The 1,866-nt window shown below is 64.2% G+C and carries 1 protein-coding gene and 1 pseudogene; both read left to right on the top strand.

Annotated features, from left to right (window positions below):
* Window positions 1–128: 128 nt before the first annotated feature.
* Window positions 129–959 carry a CbbQ/NirQ/NorQ/GpvN family protein gene (locus tag M0954_RS19295; protein WP_122151807.1) on the top strand — a complete coding sequence of 277 codons (831 nt, stop codon included), beginning with the start codon at window positions 129–131 and terminating at the stop codon, window positions 957–959.
* Window positions 956–1,866: pseudogene (locus M0954_RS19290) on the top strand (hypothetical protein); the annotation flags it as partial. The gene M0954_RS19295 and the pseudogene M0954_RS19290, both read left to right, overlap by 4 nt.

The following is a 1,866-nucleotide window of genomic DNA, read 5'->3' as shown; positions in this document are numbered from 1 at the left end:
GGTCATCCTTCGATCTCGGTGCCATGCAAAGCGGTGGATGGTTTGCCCGTGGGTCTAATGATCACAGGCCGGCATTTCGACGACGCCACGGTCCTGCGGGCCGCGCACGCCTATGCGCAGGGAGGCGCATGACGAGAGCGCCACTCGCGCCGGCCGGCGCGCCGCTGGATGCGTGGCGCGTCGCGCAGGAGCCCTGGTATCAGCCGGTCGATCATGAGCTGGCGTGGTTCGAAGCGGCTTACCATGCACGACTGCCGATCATGCTCAAAGGACCGACCGGTTGCGGCAAGACGCGGCTGGTCGAACACATGGCCTGGAGGCTCAAGCGCCCGCTCGTGACGATTGCCTGTCACGAGGACATGAATGCCGGAGATCTGGTCGGCCGCTACCTGCTCGACGGCAACGGCACCTACTGGCAAGACGGACCGCTCACTCAGGCGGTCAGGCACGGGGCGATCTGTTACCTGGATGAAGTGGTTGAAGCCCGCCAGGACACGACCGTGGTCATTCATCCGCTGACCGATTCGCGTCGCATTCTGCCGATCGACAAGTGCGGAGAACTGATCACCGCGCATCCGGATTTCACCCTGGTGATCTCGTTCAATCCACACTATCAGCATGTGTCGAAGAATCTGAAACCGTCGACACGTCAACGCTTTGTCGCGCTCGACCTCGGCTGGCCGAACGCGGAGACCGAAGCCGGGATCGTCGCGCATGAAGGCGGCGTGCCGCACGCCGTGGCCGAAAAGCTCGTGACGATCGCGGCGCGCACCCGCGTGCTTGACGATCCCGCATTGCCCGAAGGTGCTTCGACCCGCATGCTGATCTACGCCGCGACGTTGATTGCGCATGGCATGGATGCGCTGGCCGCGTGCCGGATCGGCATCGTCCAGCCGCTTAGCGACGACGCCGATCTGTGTGCCGCGCTGATGGCGACCGCTAGTGGCGTGTTCGGATGAACGCCGGTGCGGCAGTGGCGATGACGGTGGCGGCTAGCTCGGGCATTGACGAGACGCCCACCGCAGTCGCAACACGTGAGGCCATTTCGCTCACCCGTTTCGAGCGGACGCTCGGTTTGTATCTGCGTGCCGCGTGGCAGTTGAACGTTCCTGTGCAAGCACTCGTGCGCAATGAAGACGCAGTTGCACAATCCTCTCCTATTGTGACCGACACTGCGCTGATGTTGCCGCGTGAACATGGGGACGGGGGTCTGGACGACGCACGCCATTTCTACCTAGCCTGCGCCGCCCATGCGGCAGCCCATCTCACCTATTCGACGGTGCGCTTTGATCCCGCCAAACTGCGGCCACTGCAGTTGACGCTAGTCGGCGTGATCGAAGACGCACGCGTCGAGCGGCTCGCGATTGCGCGCTATCCGGGTCTGCGGCGCTGGTGGCTGCCGTTTCATCGGACGGGGCCGGAAAGCGCGGGCACTGCGGCTGCTCTGATCGCAAGACTTGCGCGCGCTCTGCTCGATCCGGGGTACATCGATCGCGACGGTTGGGTCACAAAGGGCCGTACGCAATTCGAAGAGGCGTTCAGGACAACGGACGGAACGGACGCGACCATCTCGCGTCATCTGGGCAACCTGCTCGGCAACGATCTCGGCCAGATGCGCATCCAGTTCAACGCGAAAACGTATGCCCCGGAAGCCGTCTATCGCGACGACAACAGCCTCTTGTGGGACTTGCCGCCCACACCAGTCGCGCCGGCATCCGGCGATGTAACGCCCGAGCGCAATGTCGCGCCACAGGAAAGCGAGGGAGCCGGCGAGGTGCCACCCGATCAGGCAACACCGCCCCACCGGACTGCGGATACCCCCGGAGACACGCCAACGGCGGCGGCTGCGCACGATGAGGAACTGCC

The organism is Paraburkholderia sp., assembly GCF_026225065.1.
Taxonomy (GTDB): domain Bacteria; phylum Pseudomonadota; class Gammaproteobacteria; order Burkholderiales; family Burkholderiaceae; genus Paraburkholderia.
Note: the sequence above shows the minus strand (reverse complement) of the source record. Positions and strands in the feature narration are given on the sequence as shown.